This window comes from Streptomyces sp. NPDC091271 (assembly GCF_044757505.1).
GTDB lineage: Bacteria > Actinomycetota > Actinomycetes > Streptomycetales > Streptomycetaceae > Streptomyces.
In genome coordinates, this window is record NZ_JBIVVD010000006.1 from 608,310 (window position 1) to 632,742 (window position 24,433).

Consider the following 24,433-nt stretch of genomic DNA (forward strand, 5'->3'; position numbering starts at 1 on the left):
GTGATCAAGTGAGGCACCTTGAGGCGCTGTTGCAGGAGTCGGAGGCGGGAGCGGAATAGTTCCCGGCGATCGGGGGGTGCCATGCGGTGACGACGATGGCCAGCCCGTTCGGGCGCGCGGCGGCGGCACCTCACAGTCATTTGTGATTCACATCACGCCGCGTCTACGGGAACTCACGCCTTCCTCGCTCCGACTCCTGTACGTGCACCTCACCGTCCCCGCCGGTTCACGCATGAGGAAGAGTCGATGACCGAGACCACGCCAGCCGCGCCACCACCGCTCCGGCAACACATGACCGAGGAGGCCGCCCCGCCCGAGGACTTCGCCACGCCCACGCCGAGAAACGGCGGTGGCACATGGAGCGGGCTACGACCCCTCCTGCTGCGCCTGCACTTCTACGCGGGCGTCCTCATCGGGCCGTTCCTGCTCGTCGCCGCCGTGACAGGACTGCTCTACACGGCGACCCCGCAGATCGAGTCCGCCGTCTACCACCACGAACTGAAGGTCACTCCACGCGGCGAGCCGAAGCCGCTCACCGCCCAGGTGGACTCCGCCCGCGCTGCGATACCCGGTGGGCAGCTCGTCTCCGTCACCAAGGGCGCGGGGGATGACGACACGACCCGGGTCACCTTCGACGTCAAGGGACTACCCGAGGGCTACACGCAGACCGCCTTCGTCGATCCGTACGACGCGAAGGTGCAAGGCACACTGCGTACTTTCGGTGAGTGGCTGCCCGTGCGGTCCTGGTTCGACAGCCTGCACCGCACGCTGCACCTCGGTGAGTTCGGCCGCAACTACAGCGAGATTGCCGCGAGCTGGCTGTGGGTCGAGGTGCTGGGCGGACTCGCCCTGTGGCTCGGGGCGCCGCGCGGCCGGGAGCGGCTGCGCAAGTGGTTCGTGCCGCGCCGGGGCCCGAAGGGGCGCAAGCGCACGCTGTCCTGGCACGGGGCCGTGGGGTTGTGGGTGTCGGCCGGCTTCCTCGCGCTTTCGGCGACCGGGCTGACCTGGTCAGCGCACGCGGGCGTGAACATCGGCAAAATCCAGGACTCGCTGGGCGGTGCGTCGCCCTCTGTTTCCTCGGCCCTCGGTGATGGAGCGCAGGGCAAGCGCTCGGCGGGGGCGGACTCGGGTCAGTCCACTGCCGGTTCCACCGCCGTGAAGGTCGATTCCGACGAAGCCGTCCGTATCGCCCGCTCCGAGGGGCTGCACGGCAAGCTCGTCATCAGCCCGCCGGAGGACGACAAGAGCGCGTACATCGTCAAGGAGAACACCCGGCACTGGCCGGAGCAGCAGGACTCGGTCGCGATCGACCCGGCCACCGGCAAGGTCACGGACAAAGTGGTCTTCGACGACTTCCCCGTCCTCGCCAAACTCACGCGCTGGGGCATCGACGCCCACATGGGGCTGCTCTTCGGCCTCGCCAACCAGATCGTCCTCGCGGTCATCGCCCTCGCGCTCATCGGAATGCTCTTCTGGGGCTATCGCATGTGGTGGCTGCGCAGGCCCACCCGAGGCGGCGGGACCCGGCTCGGACGTCCGCCGGTGCGGGGGGCCTGGCGCCGAGTGCCGGGCAGGGTCATGGCACCGCTCCTCGTTGTGACCGCTGTACTTGCCTACTACCTGCCGCTGTTCGGGCTGCCCCTGGTCTGCTTCCTGCTCGCGGACCTGACACTCGCGCAAGCGCGCCGATACCGGCGCTCGCGCACGGAACCGCCAGCCGAGACGCTGAAGGAGATGGCCCGATGATCGCCGCCACCGGACTGCGCTGGATTCTGACGCTGCTCTTCTGCGCACTCGCCGCCTACGGTCTGTGGCGCGTCTTCGCGTCCGGCTCCCATCCTTGGACCGCACGGCTCGCGCACGGGCTGCACGCGGTGATGGCCCTGGCCATGTTCGCGATGGCCTGGTCGTGGGGCATGGACCTGCCGGGCACGCCGCAGGTGGTCTTCTTCTCCGCCGCCGCGGCCTGGTTCGTGCTGGCCGCGGTTGCTCTGCCAAGTGGCCCCGAGCCCTGGCTGCAAGCCCTCGCGAGCACGCTGCCGCATGCGGTGATGACCGGCGCGATGGCGTGGATGGTCGCGGCGATGTCGTCGGGCATGTCTGCGGGAGGGACGGGCGGGGGCCAGGCGCACGACATGCCGGGGATGGACATGCCGGCCCCCGGAGCACTCGCGACGATGACGCTCAGCACCGCCGGCGACCGGTGGGGCGCGGGATTGCTCGCGCTCGTTCTGCTGGTCCTCGGGCTGTGGTGGCTCGCAAAGGGGTTCGACGCGGGCCGCCTCGCGCCTCGCGCTTCGGCCGGCGGGGCCACGGGCGGCTCGGTCACGGGCAGCGCGACCGAGGGCGGCGTGGCGCACGCCGCTTGGGACGTGGGCTGTCACGCGTTGATGGCGCTGGGCATGGCGGTGATGTTCGTCGTGATGGTGTGAGTCGTCGGGCCCGATGCCGGTTGAAGGCCGTTCGGGTTCGGTGGGCCCTCCTCGCCAGGTACGCGCCCCGGAAGCGTGTTGCTTCTGGGGCACACGCGGCATGTGTCCGATAGGTGATGTACGTCACCCAGGTGCGGGGGAACTCGCGGCCCGGGGCGGCCGACCTCTGGTGCGTACGACTCGCACTCTCGCCCGGAGCCTGCCTCATGGACCACTCGGTGACGACTCACACCGCACGGCAATCCGCCCCCGCCCCGTACGCGCTGCTCGGAGGTTTCCTGCTCCTGCTCGCCGCGATCTTCGCCGCCTCGTACGCGGTGGGGCACCTCGCAGGGCCTGTCGCCCCCGACATGCGTGGAGTCACGCATCCGGATGACGAACCGGGCTCGCATGACATGGGCGGCATGAGCGGGATGGGCCGCTGATGACCCGGGAAACCGCCCCGCGCACCCTGGCCACGACTGATCTGATCGTCGGCGGAATGACGTGCGCGGCCTGCGTGCGCAGGGTCGAGAAGAAGCTCGGCGCCCTGGAAGGAGTGCGTGCCACGGTCAATCTCGCGACCGGTACTGCCCGCGTCGAACATCCGGCGGACCTCGGAACAGACAGCTCATCGCCGCCGTCGAGCGAGGCGGGTACACCGCCTGCCTCCCCGCGCCGCCGGTGTCTGGCGAGGACCGGGAGGTCACGGCAGCCGAGCTCGGTGTCCCGCATCGGCTGGTGGTGACCGCGCTCCTCGCTCTCCCCGTCCTTGTCCTGTCGATGGCGCCCTCGCTCCAGTTCCGGAACTGGCAGTGGCTGTGTTTCGTGCTCGCCGCGCCCGTTGCCTGCTGGAGCGCGTGGCCCTTCCACGAGCGTGCCTGGCGCGGGGTGCGGCACGGCGCGGCGACTATGGACACGCTCGTCTCGCTCGGCGTCCTCGCTTCCTTCGGCTGGTCCTCGTACGCGCTCTTCCTCGGCGGCGCCGGCGACCCCGGCATGCGGATGCCCTTCACACTGCTGCCCACGGCGTCGGACGGGACGGCGCACGTCTACCTCGAAGCGGCGGTCGGTGTCCCGCTCTTCGTCCTCCTCGGCCGCCATCTGGAGGCCCGCGCCCGGCGCGGCACCTCGGCCGCCCTGCGGGCGCTCGCAGAGCTCGGCGCGAAGGAAGTGACGGTGCGCGACGGAGCTGTGGAGCGAACCATTGCGGCCGCGGACCTCGCCGCGGGCCAGGTCTTCCTCGTACGGCCCGGGGAGCGCGTCGCAACGGACGGCGAGGTCGTCGAGGGCACGTCCGCCGTGGATCTGTCGCTGGTCACCGGTGAGACCCGGCCCGTGGAGGTCGCGGCCGGCTCCGCCGTCACGGGCGGCTCGGTCAACGCGGGCGGACTTCTGCTCGTACGCGCGACGGCCGTCGGCGCCGACACCCAGCTCGCCCGCATCACGGCCCTCGTCGCCGAGGCCCAGGCCGGGAAGGCCCGCGCCCAGCGGCTCACCGATACCGTGGCCGGCGCCTTCGTGCCCGTCGTGCTCGCCCTCGCCGCCACCGTGCTCGGCTTCTGGCTCGGCGCAGGCGCGGATCCCCAGCCCGCCTTCACCGCCTGCGTCGCCGTCCTCGTCGTCGCCTGCCCCTGTGCACTCGGGCTCGCGACCCCCACCGCCCTCATGGCGGCCACCGGCCGAGGCGCCCAGCTGGGCATCCTGATCAAGGGACCCCAAGCCCTCGAAGCCCTCCGGCAGATCGACACCGTCGTACTCGACAAGACCGGCACCCTTACCTCGGGCCATCTCGCCGTCGCCGCCTTCGCCACCTGTGCAGACGGCCTCGGCGCGCAGGAGGTACTGCGGCTTGCCGCAACCGTCGAGACCGGCTCCGAGCATCCGCTCGGCCGCGCCCTGGTGCGCCACGCCGAGCGATCACTCGGGGAAGGCGCCCTACGGCAGGGCGCGCTCAGCGGCTTCGCCGCGACACCCGGCAGCGGGGTGCGCGGACACGTGGACGGGCGGACCGTCGAGGTCGGTGCCCCGGAGGGCGAACTGCCCGAGGAACTGGGCGCGGCCCTTGCCGCCGCCTTGCAAGCCGCCCACACCCCTGTCCTGGTGCGTGTGGACGGGCGGCCCGAGGCTGTCCTCGCGCTCGGCGACGTCGTACGCCCCGGCAGCTACCACGCCGTGGACCGGCTCCGCCGCCTCGGCGTGCACCCCGTCCTCGCCACCGGCGACCAGGAGGAGCCCGCGCGAGCCGTCGCCACCGCACTCGGCATCGACGAGACGCACGCCCGCTGCACCCCCGAGAGCAAAGCGGAACTCGTCCGTACGCTGCGCGCCGAGGGGAAGAGGGTCGCGGTCGTCGGGGACGGCGTCAACGATGCGGCAGCACTCGCCAATGCAGACCTCGGCATCGCCATGGGCACCGGCACCGACGTCGCCATCGGCGCCGCCGATGTCACCCTCGTCCGCGACGACATCGAAGTTCTCGCCGACGCCGTACGCCTGGCCCGCCGCACTCTCGTCACCATCCGCGGCAACCTGCTGTGGGCCTTCGGCTACAACGCCGTCACCCTGCCACTCGCCATGGTGGGCCTGCTCAACCCGATGCTCGCCGCCGCCGCCATGTCCCTCAGCTCGGTCCTCGTCGTCCTGGGCAGCCTCCGACTGCGCAGCTGGCAACCGGCTCCGGCAGCAGCCGCCGCGCGCCGTCGGCGCCCTTCCCCGAGGGCGGCCTTCTGATGCCCGTTGCCTCCGCACGCCTGCGTACCTCGCTCACCGCCGTCGGCGTTCCTGTCCTGGCCTGCGGCACGGCCCTCGCCGGTCTGGGCGCCTGGACCGCGAACGGACACGCCGGCAGCCCACCTCACGTGGCCGTCACGAAGGCATACGTCTATCAGCCCACCGGTCCGACGCCGGAGACGGCCGCCTTCTTCACCCTCACGAATGACGGGGGCTCCGCGGACCGGCTCGTGCACATCGCCTCGACCGGGACGGTCACACCGCCCCGGCTGAGCGAACACCGCATGACGTCCCACGGCGGCGCCTATCGACAGCCCGTGGACTCCGTCACGGTCCCGGCGGGGGACGGGCTCACCATGACGCCGCACGGAATCGACGTGACCGTACGGCCGAAGGGGACGTTGCGGCTGGGTGAAGAGGTCTCCTTCACGCTCCGCTTCGCGCACGGAAAACCACTGAGGATCCGGGCGGTGGTCGTGCGGCCCGGCGCCAAGACCGACCTCCCGCCCCGCCCGTAGCGTCATGCACCGCACCACCACCTTCGCCGACCGCATATGCCGGAGTTCCGCTGTCGCATCCACTTGTCCGACATGGGCGGCAAGCCGGAAACCCTGCCATGTTGCTCGGCGTCCCGCGATGGGAGGATGAGGCGCCATGGAAGCGGGACCGGTCGGACGCGCGGTGAGGGCGGCGATGTTCGCCGTCGTCTCGGTCACGCTCGCCGCGACCGGACACGTCCTCATGTCCGAAGCCCCGCTTCCCTTCTGGGTACCCGCCACCAGCTTTCTCGCACTCGCCGTCCCCGGCTGGTGGTTCGCAGCCCGCGAACGCGGTCCCTGGCTCGTCACGGGCCTCGCCGTCGCCACCCAGGGTGTGCTGCACAACGCCTTCTCGGCCGCACAGTCCACTCTCGGGACCGTCGGGGATACAGCCACACCCTCCGTCGCCGGCGCCGCCGCGCCGCCGACGGACGCCATGGCGGGCATGCACCACATGGCGCACATGGGCCACTCGGCCACGAGCGACGCGATGACCGGCACGAAACACATGGCCGGCATGGATCACTCCGCCACCATGGACCACATGGGCTCGATGGCCCACTCCGGCCACGACATGGCAGGGATGTCCTCGACGGGGATGCTCGCCGCGCACATCCTTGCCGCACTCGTCTGCGGCGTGTGGCTGGCCCACGGCGAACGCGCCGCCTTCCAAACCCTGCGGGCGGTCGCAGGGTGGCTGCTGGCCCCTCTTCATCCCCTTCTCACAGCGCCGTTGCCGGCCCGGCGCCGCCGCCTGCGCCCTCACCGTGGCCTGAGCGACCGGCTGTCGCCGGGCTTGCGGTGTGCCCGCGCACTGGACCGGCGCGGGCCGCCCGGGGTGCTCGTCGCGTTCTGAGGACGCGACAGGCATTCCGGAGGACGTACACCCCTGGCACACGACCGGTCGCCGACCGGCCCGCCGTCGTACCCGCACGCAGCGGGAGTCCTCCGGCACACCCGGCTCCGAACGAGCCCGGGTGCCCCATTCACCGGACCCGGGCCCCTCCCGTACACCGCCACGCCTGCCGTAGCCGCGGCGCGCGCCCCCGCGGCGTGCACGGACGCCCGGGTACCGGACCGATCCGTGAAGGACACCCCAGGCGATGAAGAACACCACACTGCCCGCACCACGCGGGCCACAACGTGCCTCCGTCCCGCGCGACAGGACGGCCGAGGACACCGCTTCGACCGGCTGGGCGCTCGCCGCGCGCGGCGGCGACCGCGAAGCAGCCGACGCCTTCGTCCGTGCCCTGCACCGCGACGTCGTGCGGTACGTGGCCCATCTGTCCGCCGACCCACAGGCCGCCGAGGACCTCGCGCAGGACACGTTCCTGCGCGCGCTGCGCACACTGCACCGCTTCGAGGGCCGCTCCTCGGCCCGCACCTGGCTCCTCACCATCGCCCGTCGCGCCGTCGTCGACGACTTCCGCAGGACCGCCGCGCGCCCTCTGCTCGCCGACACCCACGGCTGGCGCGCGACCATCGAGCGTGCCCAGCCGACGGGACTTCCCGGCTTCGAGGAAGGCGTGGCGCTCCAGGAACTCCTGGCGGCGCTCCCCTACGACCGCCGGCAGGCATTCGTCCTCACCCAGCTGCTCGGACTCTCCTACACGGAGGCCGCCCGCGAGGCGGACTGCCCGGTCGGCACCGTCCGCTCCAGAGTGGCCCGTGCGCGTACCGCGATGACCGCGCAATTGGAGCGCGACGAGGCGGAGGCCATCGTGCAGGCCGCCTGACGCAAACCGGCCCGGGGTCGCTCCTGCACCGGGGCGGCCCCGGACCGCCCGCGTGACGAGGTGCGCCCCCCTTGGGTAGTCGGCCCCGGGCCGTGGGCGGTTCACCGGTTACGCGGAGAGATGACACGCTCACCGTGCCGGTCTGACGGCGCGACAGCGCGGGTATGCCCACCTTGTTCATGGCCGCAGCCGAGCGGGCGGCCCCGGCGGAAGGCACCCCGATGACCCATGACTCCCACGTCCCGGACCTCGCTTCCCTTGAACCTGTCACCACGTTCTGCGGAAACTGCGACTGCGGCTGCCCCCAGCTCTTCGTTGACCCCGCCGCGAGCGAGGACCGCCGCATCGTGCTCACCGACGACTTCGGCCAGCACGTTCAGATGAGCGCGACCCAGTTCGCCGACCTCGTCACCGAGGCGAAGGCCGGCAGGCTGGACACGTTGACTCCCGCCTGAAGACCGACGCCTGCCATGCACCACAACGCCGTCTGTGCGTGAGCGATGCGTGAGCGGACGCTCCGGCACGGCCCGGTTTCGCCCGGAGCGCGGGGTACCGGGCAGCCTGCCTGACCAGGCCGTTCCGGACTGCCCAACACCGCCCGGCACCATCCACCCATCCCAATCCAGGACTTTTAATCCGTTGGTTGTGGGTTCGAGTCCCACACGGCCTACCTGGTGCAGTCGGAGGGGGGACCCCTCCGAACTGCTGCGCAGCGCCTCGACCGGCTCCGGCCGGACGGGGCGCTCCGTCATGAACGGCCTGTCGCGTGACCGCGGGCGGTCCCTTGTGGCGCCCCTCCATATCCCGCGCACAATGGAAGTGGGGCCGCCGATCGGCGGGTACAGGAGCGAACCTCTCGGGTCCGAGCGCCGGCCCGGCCGCTGCCCATCGCAAGCGTGTGAGGCGAACCGTCATGGACACCACCACCAGGGCCGCTCTCGCGGCCGCACTCGCGGCCGGATATGTCATCGGCAGGACGAAGCAGGGGAAGCTCGCTCTGGGGCTCCTGGCCGTCGCCTCCGGTAAATCGCTCGATCCCAAGGCCCTGATCGACGAGGGAGTCAAGAGGCTCTCCGAGAATCCCCAGTTCGCCCAGCTCGGTGAGCAGGTCCGCGGGGAGCTGCTGGCTTCCGGGCGGCAGGCTTTGTCCGAGGTGACCAACCGAGGTGTCGCGTCCCTCGGTGAGGCGCTCCAGCAGCGGATGCTCTCCCTGACCGGTGCGCCGGAGGACGAGGAAGAGCCGGAGTACGACGAGGACGTGGAAGAGGAGGAAGAGGAGGAAGAGGAGGAGCCGCCGGACGACGAGGACGTGGAAGCGGAGGAGCCGGAGCCGTCGCGGCCCTCTCGACGTCGTCCCGCGAAGCAGGCGAAGGCTGAGAAGCCCACTGACAGGAAGCCGGGGCCGAAGAATCCTCCCGCGAAGAGAGCGATGGCGCGCAAGGCGGCCGAGAGGAAACCGGGGCCGAAGAACCCCCCGGCCAGGAAGGCCATGGCACGCAAGGCGGCAGAAGCGGAGTCGGCCGGCAGGAAGCCTTCGCCCAGGAGGGGAGAGGCGCGGCACGCCCGCAGGACGCGCTGAGGGAGACACGGGAGGGGCGCCCCGGGCCCGGGGCGCCCCTCCCGCCGTGCGGTCGGCTCAGGGCCGTGGCCAGGGGCGGCCGCCGAGGCGTTCGAGGTCGGTGTTGAAGCGGCGCAGATAGACCGCGAAGGCGGAGATGTCCTCGTCGGGCCAGTCGGCCATGACCCGCTGCAGTGAGCTGACCATGCCCTCGCGTTCCGCGTCGAGAGTCCTCGCACCCTCCTCGGTGATGCGGAACTTGCGGGCCATGCCCCCGTCCGGGTCCGGGATGCGCTCCACGAAGCCGGCGCGCATGACCGCGGCGGTCTGCCGGTTGAGGGTGGAGACGTCGAGATCGAAGGCCTCGCTGAGCTCGCCGACGGACATCGGGCCCTGGACGCGGATGCGGCTGAGCAGGACGTAGGCGCTCCGCTCCAGGAGGCCGTCCTTGCGGCGTCCCTTTCTGTGGGTGAGCAGGCCGTGACGGCTGAGCAGCATCTGCTCGTACTCGACCTCTTGCGTTGCCCTGCTCATGCGCGGGCACCTCCTGCTTCCTGCCGGGCGAGTCCGGTGTCTCGTCGTGCGTTGTGCGTGCCGACTTCATCGTATGGTCATGGCAAAGTGCATAGGCCACATCGTGTGTGTGATGCAAATCGACGTGCACCGCGCCGACGCGCCCCGCCGAGGTGCCTCTCGCCGATGTGCGGGGCCCAAGAACTTTCTGCTGCACGGGCATTGACCCTGGGAGCGGGCCGACTTTACGTTCTTCGCGTTGTCTTCGTATGTCATATATGAGACGCGATATGAGAGCCGAGCATTCTCCCCCCACGGCTACACGTTGCGGCGGCCGGTTGCCGGGCGCCCCGCAGGTGAGCACTCAGAGAAGAGAGCCGACCATGATCAAAACCCGCAACAGCCGTCTTGCCGCCGCGATATCCCTGGTCTCCGCCCTGGCCCTCACCGCCACCGCCTGCGGTGACGACGGCAGCGGGATCACGGGCGCGAAGGGTGCGGAGGGCTCGGGCACCGGGAAGATCGTGTTCTGGGACGAGAACGGGGGCGTCCGTACGGCGATCTGGAAGGAGATCATCGCCGACTTCGAGAAGGCGAACCCGGACATCGACGTGCAGTACGTGGGGATCGCGTCCACCGAGGCCCAGTCCAAGTACGACACCGCCATCCAGGGCGGCGGTCTGCCGGACGTCGGGGGCGTGGGGGCCGCGATGGTCGCCGGGATCACCGCGCAGGACGCCCTGGAGCCGCTGGACGACCGGGTCGAGGCGAGCTCCCTCAAGGGCAAGCTCAACGAGGCGATGATCGAGAACGTGCGGAGCGCCGCCGGCCGGGACGAGATGTACACGGTGCCGATCTCCGCCACCAACGGCGTCCTCTATTACCGTACGGACCTGTTCAAGAAGGCCGGGCTGGGCGAGCCTGCCACCTGGGACGACTTCTACGCATCTGCCGCGAAGCTGACGGACCGGCAGAAGAACCGGTTCGGCTACACCATCCGTGGCGGCCCGGGCTCGATCGCGCAGGCACTGGACGCGATGTACGGGCAGTCGGGCCTCGACTCCTTCTGGGACGCGTCCGGCACGAGGACGACGGTCAACGACCCGAAGAACGTGGCAGCCCTGGAGAAGTACGCCGGTCTGTACAGGAAGGCCACCCCGGAGGCGGATCTCAACAACGACTTCACCAAGATGGTCGCCCAGTTCGACTCCGGCAGCATCGCCATGCTCAACCACAACCTGGGGTCCTACCAGGACCACGTGAGCTCGCTCGGCGCCGACAAGTTCCGCGGCATCCCGCAGCCCGAACTGGCCGACGGCACCCGGGTGATGGTCTCCAACCCGGTCTCGGGCCTGGGTCTGCTCAAGTCGTCCGAGAACAAGGCGGCGGCCTGGAAGTTCATCGAGTTCGCCGCGTCCCACGCCTCGAACTCCAAGTTCAGCGAGTCCGCGGGTCTGATCCCTGCCAACAAGGAGGCCGCCGAGGACCCGTGGCTCGACAAGGCCGAGACCACCAAGCTCGGAGCCGAGGCGCTGTTCTCGGGCGACACCGAGATCGTCCAGCTGCCCTACTACCTGCCGGACTGGAACACCCTGTCCAAGGCCGACAGCGAGTCGGGCTTCCAGAAGGTGCTGCTCGGCAAGACGAGCGCCAAGGACTTCCTGGACACGTTCGCCGAGGACCTCGACGAGGCCCAGGCGGAGTGGAAGGAGCAGCAGGGCTGACGGGCCGGAGCCCCGCCCTCCTCCTCAGTCCAGGCCTTCCTCCCGCAACTGGTACATCAGGAGGAACGTCCGGTAGGTCTCCGCGGACACGTCCAGGCAGACGTCCGGCCGGAAGGTCCACGTCGACGTGTTGTCGAGGGCCCGCCGGCAGGCCGCCTCGGTCTCGGCCTCTGTCGGGATGTTCGAGATGAACGCGGCGATCAGCAGGACCACTGCGAGGACGACCACGCCGATACGGATGCGCATGGTCTCCCAACGACCGTGCGGCCGTGCCGGTCACTCGGGCCGGCCGGGCCGGACTCTCGGGGCCGGCCACGGCAGCCCGGTCATTCGGGCTCGTCGGCCACCGGGGGCAGGTCGGGCTCGATGAACAGGCCCGCGTACTGCGGAGTGGGCAGCGGCGACGAGGCACCCGTGTCGGCGTTCGTGGCCGCGGAGGCCGCGTCGGCGTGGCGCTGGGTCGTGCGGGCAGACGTGTCGGTCATCTCAGGTGTCCTGTACGTAGGTGTGCGGTGAGAGCCCCGTGACCGAATCGCTGCGGTGCATGCCGGACCGGTCCTGACCGGTAGGGCGACGAGGTGCCGCTACCGGTGCCGCGCCGCTCCGGGGGCTGCCGGATCATCGTGCTGCGGTGCATGCAGACTGTAACCCTCCCAGTACGGCTTTCCCCCGGTATTGCGAGCCCGGCGTGACGGTCAGTGCGGCGGTGCGGGCTCGATGTTCTGGTTTGCGTGGAAGAGGTTGTGCGGGTCGTAGGACCGCTTGATCTCCGCGAGCCGGTCGTGGTGGCCGCGGTAGGTGGCCCGGACCCGGTCCTGGGACTCGCCCGTGCCGAGGAAGTTCACGTAGCCGCCGCCCATGGAGTGCGGGTGCAGCGCCTCCCAATAGCTTACGGCCCATTCGCGCAGCGCCGCCGCGTTGGCCGGGTCGGGATCGATGCCGGCGATGACGCCGGACCAGAGCGCGTCACGGTAGGCCCAGGCGGTCTCGTCGGGGCCGACCCGGGCGGCGGCTCCGTCGACCGGGTACAGGTGCATGGTCGACAGGCCGGTGGGGAGCTTCTCGGCGAAGGCGGCGTGCACGTCGACGGCGTCGTCCGTGATCCGGTCGAAGAAGTCCCCCCGCCAGTACCACTGGAGGCCGGACGGCATCAGCGCGTCGAACATCGACTGCAGCGCCGGATACGGCATCGGCGCGGTGAAGTGGAAGGCCGGGGGACCTGGTTCGTTCACCACGGCGAGGGTCTCGCCCAGGGAGTCCGGGTCGGCCGTCGAGGACCAGACGACCCCGCACATCTTCTGCCCGTGTATCTCCTCGGGGAACGGCGGGCCCGGCGGGACGCTCAGCGAGGCGAAGAAGCCGTACAGGTCGTCCGGTGCCTGCGGCAGGAAGTCGCGGTACCAGCGCAGGACGTCCTGGAAGAGCTCCAGGGGCCAGACGGTGATCCCGACGCCCACTGTGTCGACGGGGTGCAGCTCGAAGTCGAACGACGTGACGATGCCGAAGTTGCCACCGCCGCCACGGAGCGCCCAGAACAGGTCGGGATGCTCGCTCGGGTTGGTGGCGACGAAGCTGCCATCGGCCAGGACCACGTCCGCGGAGACCAGGTTGTCCACCGAGAGGCCGTACTTCCGGGTGAGATAGCCGTGACCGCCGCCGAGGGTGAGCCCACCGACCCCGGTGGTGGACATGATCCCCGCCGGGGTGGCGAGGCCGAAGGCATGGGTGACGTGATCGAGGTCGCCCAGTGTCGCGCCGCCGTCCGCCTGCGCGGTCTGGGTGGCCGGGTCGACCCGTACGCCGCGCATGGGCGAGAGGTCGAGCGTCACGGCGTCGTCCCGGAGTCCGAGGCCGGGGCCGCTGTGCCCGCCGCCCTGGACGGCGACGTCCAGGCCGTTCTCGCGGACGAAGTCGACGGCCGCCATGACATCCGCCGTGTCGCGACACCGGACCACGGCCGCCGGCCGCTTGTCGATCATGGCGTTGTACACCGTGCGGGCCGGCCCGTACTCCTGGTCGTCCGGGCCGATGACCGGGCCACGCAGAGCCGTTCTCATCGTTTCGAGCATGGTGCCGTCCATGATCGTCTCCTAGCGCACACGCATGCGCCCGGCCTCCCCTGCGTCGGGTGAGGCAGCTGGGCCGACGTCGGCACCTGGGATGCCGCGCAGACGGGACCGAACACCGAAAGGCTTGCCCCTCCAGCGTCCCGCCGCTCCGGATGCCGCGCAATCGCGGAGCCGTGCCCCGGACCTGACCGGAGCACGGCGCGGGCTCAGCCCTGCTGCGGCGCGGCCGAGGTGGTCTCCCCTCCAGGCAGGCGATACGCGATATCCGGGATGCGGCACGCTTTCGGGAACGCCCCCCTCCTGGCAACTTCACCGCACACGGCGTGAGTTGACGCGTCGGGTCGTGATCGAAAGGCTCCGGCCGGGAGGAGGGAGGGGGAGCAGCGGCCACTAATGGTCGGAGCACCGTCCCGGATGGCGTAGAGTTGCAATCACAACGGCGCGGGGTGGAGCAGCTCGGTAGCTCGCTGGGCTCATAACCCAGAGGTCGCAGGTTCAAATCCTGTCCCCGCTACTGAAGACAGAGGCCCGGATCCTTTTCGAGGATCCGGGCCTCTGTCGTATGCCGTCACCCGGCCGCCGGCGCGGGGGCTTGACCTTGACGCTGCGTAAAGATCTAGCGTTTCCGCCATGGAGTGGTCCATCCAGGAAATCGCCCGGCGGGCCGGCACCACGAGCCGGACCCTCCGGCACTACGGCGACATCGGTCTCCTCGTGCCGAGCCGCACGGGCGCCAACGGCTACCGCTATTACGACCAGGAGGCCCTGGTCCGACTCCAGCGCATCCTGCTCCTGCGGGAGCTGGGGCTCTCGCTGCCCGCGATCAGGGACGTGCTGGAAGGGCAGCGGGACACCTCGGCGGCGCTCCGGGCCCATCTGCGCCTGCTGGAGCAGGAGCGCGAGCGCATCGGGCGGCAGATCGCCTCGGTGCGGACCACTCTCCGCAGGACCGAGGAAGGGGAGGAACTCATGGCCGAGGAAGTGTTCGACGGCTTCGACCACACGGTGCACGAGCAGGAGGTCACCGAGCGCTGGGGGAAGGAGGCGTACGAGCGGAGCGGCCGGTGGTGGCGCGGGCTGGGCGAGGAGGGGCGCGCGCGCTTCCAGGGCGTGCACGATGCCATCGCCCGGGACTACGGGGAGGCCAGGGCGGCCGGCCTGGAGGCCGGCGGCGACGAGGTGCAGGACATCGCGCGACGGCACTGCGAGTGGCTGTCGGCGACCATGGAGGTCACGCGTGCGTATGTCACAGGCATCGGGGAGATGTACGTCGCCGATCCCCGCTTCGGAAGGAACTACGATCGCCACGGGGACGGAACTGCCGTCTTCGTACGGGACGCACTGACGATCTACGCGCAGCACCGGCTCCCCGGCTGACCACCGGAGGGCGGGGGCTCCGGGGCGCTCCTCCCTTTGGCCGATGACGAGTCGCCTTTCGGCGCGGCTCCGGCCAGCCTGGGTGGGGCGCGGTACCGTCCGCACCCGTGGGTGGACCGGGCAGGAGCGCACAGGTGGGGAAGCCGGACGGACGGCGGGGGAGCGGACCCAGGAACTCCCGTTCCCGGATTTTCGTGCGCGCGCTGCCGGCTCTGATGATCGGTGCCGGCGTCGTCCTCGACCTCGCGACCCCGACCGTGGTCTCCGCTGTTCCGCTCTTCGCCGCGGCGCCGCTGATCGCCGCACCCTTCTTCTCGCTGGCCAGCACCGTCCGTGTCGGGGCGACCGCGATCCTCGTGGTGCTCGCCATCCGGATCTCGGACGGCGAGCTCGGCAGGGTCGTGCCGGTCACCGACCTGCTCACCCTGGTCACCGTCTCCGTGCTCTCCCTCGTCATCAACCGCGTCGTGCGCCGCAGGAACGAACAGCTGGCCTCGGCAAGGGTCATCGCGGAGACCGCGATGCGCGCGGTGCTCCCGACGCCCGAGGACCGCATCGGCGGCCTGCAGGTCGCGGCGCGGTACGAGGCGGCCCAGGCGGACGAGTTCGTCGGCGGCGACCTGTTCGCGGTCGCGGACACGCCGTACGGGGTGCGCCTGGTCCTCGGGGACGTACGGGGCAAGGGGCTGGACGCCGTGGCCGCGGTGGCCGTCGTGATCGGTGCGTTCCGGGAGGCCGCCGAGCAGGAGATGTCGTTGGAGGGGGTCGTCCAGCGGCTGGAGCGGGCGCTGGCCCGTGAGGGCTCGCGGCGGGGCGGTCTCGACTCCATGGAGGGGTTCGTCACCGCCGTCGTCGCGGAGATCCCGTCCGGCTCGGACGTCCTGCGCGTCGTCAACCGCGGGCACCCCGAGCCGCTCGTCCTGCACGCGGACGGGACGCTGGACGTGCTGGCGCCGACGGCGCCCGCCCTGCCGCTCGGGATGGGGCTGGACGCGTGGCCGGACCGGTCGGACGAGTGGACACTGCCGGCCGGGTCGATGTTCCTGGCGTTCACCGACGGACTCTCCGAGGCGCGGGACGCGAAGGGCGTCTTCTACGACCCGGCGGCCCGGCTGCGCGGCCGCCTCTTCCCGGGGCCGGAGGAACTGCTGTCCGCGCTCACCGATGACGTACGGCTGCACACCGGCGGCCGGTCGACGGACGACTTGGCGCTCCTCGCGGTCGGCCGTCCGGCGCGGGGCCAGCAGGAGCGGCGGACGACGGTGAAGATTGTGGGGCGGGACCGTGGATGACCGGTCGCGACCGTCGGTAGTCGAAGGACGTCGCTCCGCATAACATTTGACGTAACGTCAGAAACTGCTGGCTGGATGAGGGGTGCTCAAGTCGCCCTTTTGCACCCGTTTGACCCCTGAAAGTCCAGGCCAGGGTCATGACTGATCTACGGGAACAGCTTGGAAAAGGACACCCGTCTCTATTAACGTTCGATAACGCAGCGCGGTTGTACCCGCCGTCGCAAGAGACGGCACCGTGCGCAGCGCCGAATTCCGCAAGGGAACCGGGGAACCACCTACATGGGGTGAATCGGACACCTGTGTCTCGCGAGGGACGAAGGGGTCCGTAGGAGACCTTCCTGCTCCGAACCCGTCAGCTAACCCGGTAGGCGAGAAGGAAGGAAAGGAGTGCGCCCACGTGGCGTCCAATCAGCCTGCCCCCGAGGCCCCGTCGTCCTTCAGGACCGGCAGCTTCGGTGATGAGGACAGGACTTGGGATGAATGGAACCCCACCGAGGAGTCCATCCGTCCCGTACGCGGTCGGCACCGCGTAGCCAAGCAGCGCGGTCTCGCCCGTAGCTCCACCGTCCTCGGCGTCGGCGTCATCGCGGCCGTCGGTGCGGGTGGCATGGCCACCGCGCAGAGCAAGCCGCCGGTCTCCATTTCTCTTCCCGATTCCATCGCGGACAATCTCCCCGACGCCAAGTCCCTTCCCGGCGTGGGCGCGTTCATGTCCGGCGACTCCGACCCGGATCACGAGACGGTCGCCGCGTCGGCCCCGCTGACCAGCGCGGGCATCACCGCCGCCGAGGCCGAGCAGGGCACCACCGACGCGGGCGAGGCGCTCCGCGCTCGCATCCTCCAGCAGGCCGAGCAGCAGCAGGCCGGAGCCGAGGCGGAGGCCAAGGCCGCGGAGGAGCAGGCGGCGGCCGAGGCGGCCGCGGCCGAGGCGGCGAAGCAGCAGAGCGAGGCGGAGGCGAAGGCCGCCGCGAAGAAGAAGGCGGCCGAAGAGGCGGCGAAGAAGAAGGCCGAGGCCGAGCGCCTCGCCAAGCTCGCCGCGAGCTACGCCATTCCGACCTCCTCGTACACCATCACCTCGACCTACGGGCAGTCCGGTTCGATGTGGTCGTCAGGCCACCACACCGGGCTGGACTTCGCGGCTCCGACCGGCACGCCGGTCAAGGCCGTGCACAGCGGCACCGTGAAGTCGGCCGGCTGGTCCGGCTCGTACGGCTACCGCACGGTCCTGACGCTCGATGACGGCACGGAGATCTGGTACTGCCACCAGTCCTCGATGGACGTCACCGCCGGACAGAAGGTCACCACCGGCGAGACCATCGGCCGCGTCGGCGCCACCGGCAACGTGACCGGACCGCACCTCCACCTGGAGGTCCACACCCCGGACGGCACCGGTATCGACCCGATGGGCTGGCTGGGCAGCAAGGGTCTCTCGGTCTGACCCCGCTCGGACACCGGCCGGTCCCGCTCGGACACCGGCCGGTCCCGTCCGGGCACCGACTGATCCTGGTCGGACGAGCTCACTGATCCCGTTCGGACGCTGACGCCGCACTCGGCGCACCGGAACCCCGGCGGCCCTGACGCACAACCCCCCGACGTCAGGGCCGGCGGTCCGTCCGGGGCCGTAAACGGAATAGTGGCCTCAGTCGGATCGTTGTTTCGGGGTATGACTTCTCTGCGCCCGCTCGGTTCCTCGAGTCTTCAGGTCTTCCCCCTCGCCCTCGGCGGCAACGTCTTCGGCTGGACGGCCGACGAGGACCGCACCTTCGCCGTTCTCGACGCCTACGTGGCGGCCGGAGGCAACTTCGTCGACACCGCCGACTCCTACTCCGCCTGGGTTCCGGGCAACGAGGGCGGTGAGTCGGAGAACCTCATCGGCAAGTGGCTGGCGGCCCGTTCCCGCCGCGACGACGTCCTCATCGCCACGAAGGTCGGCGCCCATCCCGCGTACAAGGGGCTCTCGGCCACCACGATCAAGGCGGCGGCCGAGGCGTCCCTGCGCCGGCTCGGCACCGACCACATCGACCTCTACTACACGCACTTCGACGACGAGAGCGTCCCCGTCGAGGAGATCGTCACCGCGCTCGACCAGCTGGTGAAGGCAGGCACGGTCCGGGAGATCGCCGCCTCCAACATCAGCCCCGAGCGGCTCCAGGCCTCCCTGGACTTCTCCGAGCGGGAGGGCCTCGCCCGCTACGTCGCGCTGCAGCCGCACTACAACCTCGTCTCGCGCGACACCTACGAGGGCGCGCTCCAGGACACGGCGGCCGCTTCCGGCCTCGCCGCCGTCCCGTACTTCGCGCTCGCCTCGGGCTTCCTCACCGGCAAGTACCGGGTGGGCGCCTCGGTCGAGAGCGCGCGGGCCGAGGGCGCGGGCAAGCACCTGGAGACCGAGCGCGGGCGCAAGGTGCTCACGGCGCTCGACAGGATCGCCCAGGAGCACGGCGCCGAGATCGCCACGGTCGCGCTCGCCTGGCTGGCCTCGCAGCCGACCGTGACCGCGCCCATCGCCTCCGCGCGTACGGTCGAGCAGCTGCCGGCGCTGGTGGCGGTGGCGGAACTCCGGCTGACCGACCAGGAGCTGGCGGAGCTGACCGAGGCATCCGCCTAGGACGGACCGCTGGGGCGCCCGCCGTCCTCCAGGTACGGGTTGTGGCCGCCGTAGTGCCGGTGCGGTGCCGGCAGGGGCTGCGGAGAGCCTTCGTACGGGAACTGACGGGGGAACGGCGGCGCCGCCGGCGGGCGGATGTTGCGTAGCCGCCCCGTCGCGTGGGCCGCGTACGTCAGAGCCGGCGCCGCGATCTCCCGGCGGTGCCACAGATGGTGCAGCAACTCCTGCTCGCGGAGGGCGAAGTCCGGGCCCGCGCCGTCATGACGTGCCCTCCGGCGCAGCATGGCCAGGGACGTGGCGAACGACTCGTACTCCGCGACGGCGCGGGCCGCGGCCCTGCCCCGGGCGCGGTCCGGCTGGCTGTTCCAGTGCCTGGCCATGTCGCGGGCCATGCCCCGCGCCCGCATCGAGGCCAGGGCGACCGGCTCGGCGGGGGTCAGCCAGCCGGCCGCCGCGTACACCGGCAGCTCGGTGGAGAGCGTGCGCAGCTCCCGCTGGCGCGACCAGACCGCCAGCCAGGTCACCAGCCCGAAGCACGGCACCATGAACGCGCCGTACACCGCGTAGAAGCCGTACGGTCCGAAGGCCGACGAGCCGTTCCACAGGGCGTGCATGCCCATGGCGAGGGTGAGCCCGAGCAGGGGCAGGACGACCCGCCGCACCCGGTGGCGCGAGCCGCCGAGCGCCGCGATGCCGAAGCCGATGCCGGAGAGCACGGTGAACAAGGGGTGCGCGAACGGCGACATGACCACGCGGACGAAGAACGTCCCCGCCGTCACCGAGGCGAAGCCCGTGGTCCCCATCTGCTGGTCCTCGCCGAAGGCGTTGCCCAGGTAGAGGATGTTCTCGGTGAAGGCGAAGCCGGTCGCGGTGAACCCTGCGACCACGATGCCGTCGACGATCCCGCCGAACTGCCGTCTGCGGAAGAGGAAGATCAGCAGGACCGCGACGGCCTTCGCGGTCTCCTCGACGACCGGGGCGACGACCGTGGCCCCGAGGGTGTCGGCGCTCGCCGGATCCGCGGTGGCCGTCGCTATCCACCGGGTCGCGAAGGAGTTGGCGATGATCGCCACGAGCGCGGCGGCGCACGCGCCCCAGGAGAACGCGAACAGCAGATTCCGCCAGGGGCCCGGCTCGACCCGGTCGAGCCAGCGGAACGCCGCCATCAGCAGCGGTACGGGCAGCACGGCCAGTCCCAGCCCCACCATGAAGCCCTCGGTGCCGGTCTGCCGGCGCACCAGGGCCAGGATCACCAGACCGCAGAGCGCGAGCACCGTGATCAGCGCACCGGCGCGGAACGCCTTGCTGCGCCAGACCATGCCGACGCGGCGGGGCCGGTAACGCCACTGGCCTCGCTCCGGGACGGCGCCCAGGAACTCGTCGAGCTTCTGCTCCTCGAGAACCGGGACGTCCGGCTGCTGGTGCTGCACGGACCCCTGGTACACCCGACGACCCTAACGAGGGCCACCGACACCTGGCCATGCCGCCGTGGCGGGGCGTGGCTGATCAGCGACGGGTGAACAGCACGTCGTGCACGACGTGCCCCTTGTCCAGGCCCTGGCCCTCGAAGCGGGTCAGCGGCCGGAACGCGGGCCGCGGCGCATAACCGCCGTCCGCCTGGGTGTTCACGAACAGGGGGTGGGCCGTCAGGACTTCCAGCATCTGTTCCGCGTACGGCTCCCAGTCCGTCGCGCAGTGGACGAGCGCGCCAGGCTTCAGCCGCCGCGCCACCAGGTCGAGGAACTCCGGCTGGATCAGCCGCCTCTTGTGGTGCCGCTTCTTGGGCCACGGATCGGGGAAATACACCCGGAGCCCGTCCAGAGCGGCCGGCTCCAGCATCTCGCGGAGCAGGATGATCGCGTCGCCGTTGGCGACACGGACGTTGGACACCCCGGCCCGGTCCGCCAGACCCAGCAGGTTGCCCTGGCCGGGGGTGTGGACGTCGACGGCCAGGATCCCGGTGCCGGGGTCGTCGGCCGCCATCTGCGCCGTCGCCTCGCCCATGCCGAAGCCGATCTCCAGGACCACCGGGAGGCCGTCGAACAGCGTGGGGAGATCGAGGACGCCTTTGCCGTCGATGTCCAGGCCCCACTTGGGCCACAGCCGCTGGAGGGCGTCCTCCTGGCCGGCGGTCACCCGGCTGCGGCGGGGCTGGAAGCTGCGGATCCGGCGCTCGTGGTGCGAGCCCGCCGGGTCGGCCGCCGGGCCGCCGGGAAAGCGGGGCTCCTGGCGCAGCCTGCGCTGTCGCTCGAAGGAGGCGGCGCGCCGCTCCGCGGCGTCCGCGTCCGGCGTGGCGCCGGGGCCGCTGTCCGGCGTGGCGCCGGGCGTCTCCGCGGCGGGGCCGGGCGTCTCTGGGGTGGGGTTCAGGGGCTCAGACACAATGACCCGATTCTACGGCGGGAGGCGCCCACCCCGTCGCGCGAGCCCGCAGCAGGGCCCGTCGCGCCACCTCCCTCCCGATGGGCAGGGACGCGGTCGCGGCGGGTGACGGGGCGTTCAGCACGTGCACGGTGTGCGGGGCGTCCCGGATCAGGAAGTCGTCCACGAGCGTGCCGTCCCGCAGGACCGCCTGGGCCCTGACCCCGGCCGGGGAGGGCCGCAGATCGGCCTCCGTCACCTCCGGCAGCAGCCGCTGGACGGCCCGGGTGAACGCGCTCTTCGACAGGGATCTGTGCACCTCGCCCGCCCCGTACCGCCAGTGGCGCCGGGCGATCCGCCAGGAGCCGGGCCAGGCCAGGGTGGCGGCCAGCTCGCGCGGGTGGACGACCGCCCGGCCGTACCCCTCGCGGGCCAGGGCGGGCACGGCGTTCGGACCGACGTGGACCGTGCCGTCGACGCCCCGGGTCAGATGGACCCCGAGGAAGGGGAACGCCGGGTCCGGCACCGGATAGACGAGTCCGCGCACCAGCTCCGGCCTGGCCAGCTCGTAGTACTCCCCGCGGAACGGCACGATGCGCGCGCCCGGGTCGTCGCCCGCGAGCCGCGCCACCCGGTCGCTGTGCAGCCCCGCGCAGTTGACCAGCACACGGGCCCTGACCACCTGGCCGTCGGCCGTGCGCACCGCGACACCCCAGGGGCGCCGGTCCACGGCGACGACCTCCGCGCCGTAACGGATCTGTCCGCCCGAGGCGCTCACCTCCGCGGCGAACCGGACGGCGACCGCGGTGAAGTCGCACACCCCCGTCGTCCCCACCCGGATCGCCGCGAGGCCGCGCACCCGCGGTTCGTACTCCGCGATCTGGGCGGGGCCGAGCTCCCGGACCGGCAGGCCGTGCGCCCGGCCGCGCTGCACCAGGGCGTGCAGCCGGGGCAGCTCTCCTCTGCCGGTCGCGACGATCAGCTTGCCCGTCACGGCGTGGGCGATCTTGTGCTCCGCGCAGAAGTCCACCAGCTCGGCGGCGCCCCGCACGGCGTAGCGCGCCTTGAGCGAGCCCGGCGGGTAGTAGATGCCGCTGTGGATCACCCCGCTGTTGCGTCCCGTCTGGTGCTTGGCCGGGCCCCACTCCTTCTCCAGCACCGTGACCCGGGTGCCAGGCGCGGTGCGCGTGATCGCGTACGCGGTCGACAGACCGACGATTCCGCCACCGATCACCAGCACATCGCAGTCGTACGCCGCGTGCGTCATCATCACGCCACCTCCCACCCCGATAGTGCACTGACCCACTGACAACGGGCTCAAACCAGGGAAGGCGTCTGCGTGGCGGGACGTTTCTTCCCCGGATCCGGCGAAGAAGCGGCGAAACCGGGACGTACCGGTGGAGCCTCGTGGTCCCGCCCGGGAAGGGCTATGCCGGGGAGACGAGGAGCGGACGGGCCCGTTCCCGTAGCTCGGCCACGCGGGGCTCGTCCCCGTACGGCTCCAGGCGGTGCAGCAGGTCGCGTACGTACTCGGTGGTGCGCGCCGAGGAGATGCGTCCGGCCACCTCCACCGCCCGCGTCCCCGCCGCGCAGGCGGCGTCGAGGTTGCCCGACTCCAGCTCGGCGACCGCGGACACGACGAGCCGCAGCCCGTGGGAGCGGACGAACTCGTCGGTGGGTTTCGACAGGGCCTGCTCGGTGAAGCGCCGTACCTGACGGGGCGCCTTGAGGTCGCGGTAGCACTCGGCGGCGTCGGCGGCGAACCTGTCGTACGAGTAGAACCCGAGCCACGCCGGGTCCGAGTCACCGGCCCGGGAGCGCTCCAGCCAGCTCTCGGCGGCCCGGAGCGCGGCCCCCGCGGCCGGTGCGTCGCCGGCCTTCGCGTGGGCGCGCGCCTCCACGAGCCGGAAGAAGCTCATGGTCCGGGCGGTGGCGAGCCCGCGGTTGCGTTCGACCGCGGCCTGCGCGAGATCGACGCCCTCGTCGGCGAAGCCCCGGTAGGTCGCCTGAAGGGACATCGACGCCAGGACGTATCCGCCCAGCGGTACGTCGGCGGCGGCGCGGGCCAGGCGCAGCGCCTGGATGTAGTAGCGCTGAGCGGCCTCCTGCTGGCCGGTGTCGAAGGCCATCCACCCGGCGAGCCTGGTCAGCTCGGCGGAGGCGCCGAAGAGCGCCCTGCCCACCTCGTCGCTGTACGAGCCCAGCAGGAGCGGGGCTGCGTCGACCCGTAAGCACTCCGGGACCATGGAGGAACGCCAGTCGCCGCCGCCGTACTTCGAGTCCCACCGGCGCGCGTCCTGGGCGGCCTCGCGCAGCTTGGTCACGTCGCTGTGGCCGACGCGCAGCAGAGGGCCGTCGACGGCGGTGTCCGGGCCGGGCTGGACGGGCACCCCGCCCTGCGCGCCGGGTGCGCCCTCCGTGCCGAGGATCGCGGCCTGGGCGGCGGTCGGGTCCCGTGCGACCGACGGATCGGCGGGGGTTATGAGCCAGCGGGACGCGGGGGTCGCATAGGCGCTCACCGCGAAGGAACCCGCCAGTGACTGCCAGATCCCTCCGCCGCCCCGGCGGCCCGCCAGATCCAGCCGGTACAGATCCGTCGCCGAGCGGACCGCCTCACCCACGTCGCGGGGGAAGGCGAGACCGACCTCCGGCGCCGGATCGGCGTCGGCGAGCCCGATCTCGTGCAGCGGGACGGGACGGCCGAGTTTGGCCCCTATCGCCGCCGCGATGAGATGGGGCGCGGAGCCCTGCGGCACCATGCCCTTGGCGACCCACCGGGCCACCGACGTCTTGTCGTAACGAAGTGTCAGACCGCGCTGTGCTCCGAGGTCGTTGACCCGCCGGGCGAGCCCGGCGTTGCTGATTCCCGCGAGGGCGAGAACCGTGCCGAGCTTCTCGTTCGGCCCGCGTTGCTCCCTGGACATGCGCCACCCCTCGACACACAGACGGCCGCCGCGTCACCGTCAGGCGCGCGGCATTCGTACCGTGTTCTCCCCAGGTACGGTCCCGGGCACTCCGGCCGCACACGCATTTGGCCGAGCCCCGTGGAATATGCCGCCCTGCTGAGAACATCGGTAAACCCAGCGTAGTTCGCCGCATCCCCACCGTTAAGGGGCAGACCTCCGTATGGCGGGAATGTTGTCCGTGCGGTGCGGGGCGTGGGTGCCGTGCTCCTGATGTGTGGCCGTGCGCCCGGCCGTGCGCTCTGGTCCGGCCGTTGCGCAAGCGCTTCGATGGATCCTGCGTGGGTCGGCCCGCTGAACTGGACTCGGCGGGCTGGGGGAGACCGCCGCCCCAATCCCCGCGGGCGGCGAACCGGTCCGGGAGGTGACGAACACCTCCCGGACTGTGCGCCGCACGGGCGGGGTTCGGAGAAGCGGTCGTGGGGGGGGGGGCCCCCGGGGGGGGGGGGGGGCCCCCCCCCCCCCCCCCGGGGGGGGGGGCCCCGGGGGGGGGGGGCGGGCCCCCGGGGGGGCCCCCCCCCGCCCCCCGGGGGGGGCGGGGGGGGCGCCCCC

21 protein-coding genes, 2 tRNA genes, 1 pseudogene and 1 riboswitch are annotated in these 24,433 nt (G+C 71.5%); of the genes and pseudogenes, 16 read left to right on the top strand and 8 right to left on the bottom strand.

Annotated elements, in window-relative coordinates; all coding sequences use genetic code 11:
• Nucleotides 1-246 precede the first annotated feature (246 nt).
• The 10 genes and pseudogenes from ACIQM3_RS26905 (at nt 247) to ACIQM3_RS26950 (ending at nt 8,998) form a co-directional block, all read left to right on the top strand.
• On the top strand, nt 247-1,746 hold the full coding sequence (locus ACIQM3_RS26905) for a PepSY-associated TM helix domain-containing protein (RefSeq protein WP_401628292.1): 1,500 nt from the start codon (nt 247-249) through the stop codon (nt 1,744-1,746).
• The gene (locus ACIQM3_RS26910; protein ID WP_401628295.1) at nt 1,743-2,432 is read left to right on the top strand and encodes a DUF5134 domain-containing protein; all 690 of its coding nucleotides are present in this window, start codon (nt 1,743-1,745) and stop codon (nt 2,430-2,432) included. The genes ACIQM3_RS26905 and ACIQM3_RS26910 overlap by 4 nt, the downstream gene beginning before the upstream one ends.
• Nucleotides 2,433-2,650: 218 nt before the next feature.
• Nucleotides 2,651-2,857: a hypothetical protein gene (locus tag ACIQM3_RS26915; RefSeq protein ID WP_401628298.1), complete on the top strand. Its 207-nt coding sequence runs from the start codon at nt 2,651-2,653 to the stop codon at nt 2,855-2,857.
• Nucleotides 2,857-5,144 (top strand): annotated as a pseudogene (locus tag ACIQM3_RS26920) (heavy metal translocating P-type ATPase). Before ACIQM3_RS26915 ends, ACIQM3_RS26920 begins: the two are co-directional and overlap by 1 nt.
• Nucleotides 5,144-5,662 (top strand): copper chaperone PCu(A)C, encoded by a 519-nt coding sequence (locus ACIQM3_RS26925; RefSeq protein WP_401628300.1) that lies wholly within the window; start codon nt 5,144-5,146, stop codon nt 5,660-5,662. Before ACIQM3_RS26920 ends, ACIQM3_RS26925 begins: the two are co-directional and overlap by 1 nt.
• A gap of 136 nt (nt 5,663-5,798) precedes the next feature.
• Nucleotides 5,799-6,539 (top strand): hypothetical protein, encoded by a 741-nt coding sequence (locus tag ACIQM3_RS26930; RefSeq protein WP_401628303.1) that lies wholly within the window; start codon nt 5,799-5,801, stop codon nt 6,537-6,539.
• 247 nt (nt 6,540-6,786) lie between these two features.
• A complete protein-coding gene (locus tag ACIQM3_RS26935; protein ID WP_401628306.1) occupies nt 6,787-7,419 on the top strand; it encodes a sigma-70 family RNA polymerase sigma factor in 633 nt (210 codons plus the stop codon).
• A 221-nt stretch (nt 7,420-7,640) separates the two neighbouring features.
• Entirely contained in the window at nt 7,641-7,874 is a 234-nt protein-coding gene (locus ACIQM3_RS26940) for a hypothetical protein (RefSeq protein ID WP_401628408.1), read from the top strand.
• 116 nt (nt 7,875-7,990) lie between these two features.
• Nucleotides 7,991-8,089 (top strand) — tRNA-OTHER (locus ACIQM3_RS26945).
• Between the two features lie 243 nt (nt 8,090-8,332).
• A complete protein-coding gene (locus tag ACIQM3_RS26950; RefSeq protein ID WP_401628308.1) occupies nt 8,333-8,998 on the top strand; it encodes a histone protein in 666 nt (221 codons plus the stop codon).
• Between the two features lie 57 nt (nt 8,999-9,055).
• Here the strand turns inward: ACIQM3_RS26950 and ACIQM3_RS26955 are convergent, their stop codons facing one another.
• Nucleotides 9,056-9,511 (bottom strand): MarR family winged helix-turn-helix transcriptional regulator, encoded by a 456-nt coding sequence (locus ACIQM3_RS26955; RefSeq protein WP_401628311.1) that lies wholly within the window; start codon nt 9,509-9,511, stop codon nt 9,056-9,058.
• Nucleotides 9,512-9,873: 362 nt separating this feature from the next.
• Here ACIQM3_RS26955 and ACIQM3_RS26960 point away from each other — a divergent pair, with 362 nt between their 5' ends.
• Nucleotides 9,874-11,214, top strand: a complete 1,341-nt coding sequence (locus tag ACIQM3_RS26960) for an ABC transporter substrate-binding protein (RefSeq protein ID WP_401628313.1) — start codon at nt 9,874-9,876, stop codon at nt 11,212-11,214.
• 24 nt (nt 11,215-11,238) lie between these two features.
• On the opposite strand, the gene ACIQM3_RS26965 is transcribed toward ACIQM3_RS26960, so the two are convergent.
• The 3 genes from ACIQM3_RS26965 to ACIQM3_RS26975 form a co-directional block, all read right to left on the bottom strand.
• Entirely contained in the window at nt 11,239-11,460 is a 222-nt protein-coding gene (locus ACIQM3_RS26965) for a hypothetical protein (RefSeq protein WP_104787660.1), read from the bottom strand.
• An 80-nt stretch (nt 11,461-11,540) separates the two neighbouring features.
• The gene (locus ACIQM3_RS26970) at nt 11,541-11,699 is read right to left on the bottom strand and encodes a hypothetical protein (RefSeq protein WP_401628316.1); all 159 of its coding nucleotides are present in this window, start codon (nt 11,697-11,699) and stop codon (nt 11,541-11,543) included.
• A gap of 210 nt (nt 11,700-11,909) precedes the next feature.
• A complete protein-coding gene (locus ACIQM3_RS26975) occupies nt 11,910-13,295 on the bottom strand; it encodes an FAD-binding oxidoreductase (RefSeq protein WP_401628319.1) in 1,386 nt (461 codons plus the stop codon).
• Nucleotides 13,296-13,723: 428 nt separating this feature from the next.
• Here ACIQM3_RS26975 and ACIQM3_RS26980 point away from each other — a divergent pair.
• The 5 genes from ACIQM3_RS26980 to ACIQM3_RS27000 all read left to right on the top strand — a co-directional run bounded on the left by ACIQM3_RS26980 (nt 13,724) and on the right by ACIQM3_RS27000 (nt 18,560).
• Nucleotides 13,724-13,797: transfer RNA gene (locus ACIQM3_RS26980), tRNA-Met, on the top strand.
• Nucleotides 13,798-13,913: 116 nt separating this feature from the next.
• Nucleotides 13,914-14,660, top strand: a complete 747-nt coding sequence (locus ACIQM3_RS26985; protein ID WP_401628322.1) for a MerR family transcriptional regulator — start codon at nt 13,914-13,916, stop codon at nt 14,658-14,660.
• A 134-nt stretch (nt 14,661-14,794) separates the two neighbouring features.
• The gene (locus ACIQM3_RS26990) at nt 14,795-15,952 is read left to right on the top strand and encodes a PP2C family protein-serine/threonine phosphatase (RefSeq protein WP_401628325.1); all 1,158 of its coding nucleotides are present in this window, start codon (nt 14,795-14,797) and stop codon (nt 15,950-15,952) included.
• A 233-nt stretch (nt 15,953-16,185) separates the two neighbouring features.
• Nucleotides 16,186-16,338, top strand: a riboswitch (cyclic di-AMP (ydaO/yuaA leader).
• A gap of 11 nt (nt 16,339-16,349) precedes the next feature.
• A complete protein-coding gene (locus ACIQM3_RS26995; protein WP_401628328.1) occupies nt 16,350-17,390 on the top strand; it encodes a M23 family metallopeptidase in 1,041 nt (346 codons plus the stop codon).
• A 225-nt stretch (nt 17,391-17,615) separates the two neighbouring features.
• Entirely contained in the window at nt 17,616-18,560 is a 945-nt protein-coding gene (locus ACIQM3_RS27000; RefSeq protein ID WP_401628331.1) for an aldo/keto reductase, read from the top strand.
• Here ACIQM3_RS27000 and ACIQM3_RS27005 read toward each other — a convergent pair.
• The 4 genes from ACIQM3_RS27005 to ACIQM3_RS27020 form a co-directional block, all read right to left on the bottom strand.
• Nucleotides 18,557-20,005 carry a PrsW family intramembrane metalloprotease gene (locus tag ACIQM3_RS27005; protein WP_401628333.1) on the bottom strand — a complete coding sequence of 483 codons (1,449 nt, stop codon included), beginning with the start codon at nt 20,003-20,005 and terminating at the stop codon, nt 18,557-18,559. The genes ACIQM3_RS27000 and ACIQM3_RS27005 overlap by 4 nt on opposite strands.
• 61 nt (nt 20,006-20,066) lie before the next feature.
• Nucleotides 20,067-20,939 carry a tRNA (guanosine(46)-N7)-methyltransferase TrmB gene (gene trmB, locus ACIQM3_RS27010; RefSeq protein WP_401628336.1) on the bottom strand — a complete coding sequence of 291 codons (873 nt, stop codon included), beginning with the start codon at nt 20,937-20,939 and terminating at the stop codon, nt 20,067-20,069.
• Complete coding sequence (gene lhgO / locus ACIQM3_RS27015) at nt 20,932-22,188, bottom strand: L-2-hydroxyglutarate oxidase (RefSeq protein WP_401628339.1); 1,257 nt, start codon at nt 22,186-22,188, stop codon at nt 20,932-20,934. Before lhgO ends, trmB begins: the two co-directional genes overlap by 8 nt.
• Nucleotides 22,189-22,345: 157 nt before the next feature.
• Nucleotides 22,346-23,842 (bottom strand): sporulation protein, encoded by a 1,497-nt coding sequence (locus tag ACIQM3_RS27020; RefSeq protein WP_401628342.1) that lies wholly within the window; start codon nt 23,840-23,842, stop codon nt 22,346-22,348.
• Nucleotides 23,843-24,433: the final 591 nt, after the last annotated feature.